Raw genomic sequence first — 538 nt, 5'->3', positions numbered from 1 at the left:
CAAATGCACAGACTGCCTTTATTTTGGCAGAGGCTGTCGTTCGTTTGGGTGTTGCTGGTGATGCTACTGCGCTGTATCAACGCGGTATTCGTGCTTCGATGCAGGATGCTGGCGTAGCTGCTGCCGACATTGATGCTTATTTTACTGAGAATCCAGCAGTAGTTTCCTTGACAGGTACTCCGGAGGAGCAAATTGAGCAGATCATCAATCAAAAGTATATTGCTTTATTCTCTAACGGACTGGAGCAGTGGAATGATTGGCGACGTACAGGATACCCAGCTTTGGCAGATCATCAAAATGCACAAGGTATCGATGGTACTAGACCGGTACGGTTGATTTATTTATTTACGGAGCAACAACGTAATCCAAATTTCCCACAAGGCGATGCCGCACCGCTATCTAATGTGCGTGTATGGTGGGATGCTAACTAACTACTTTAAGAGAAGATAAGATGAGAAATATAATCATAACACTTACGGCTCTTTTGCTCGTTCTGATGAGTTCGTGCGAAAAGAATTATACGGAATTCTATTCGGAT

1 protein-coding gene is annotated in these 538 nt (G+C 44.1%); it reads left to right on the top strand.

Annotated elements, in window-relative coordinates:
* Positions 1-431 (top strand): SusD/RagB family nutrient-binding outer membrane lipoprotein (locus tag A0125_RS15205; protein WP_156472581.1); only part of this gene is annotated, 431 nt, incomplete at its 5' end.
* Positions 432-538: the final 107 nt, after the last annotated feature.

It is taken from the genome of Sphingobacterium populi, from assembly GCF_001586775.1.
GTDB lineage: Bacteria > Bacteroidota > Bacteroidia > Sphingobacteriales > Sphingobacteriaceae > Sphingobacterium > Sphingobacterium populi.
The sequence above is the reverse complement of the archived record's forward strand: the minus strand, read 5'-3'. Positions and strand labels throughout refer to the sequence as shown.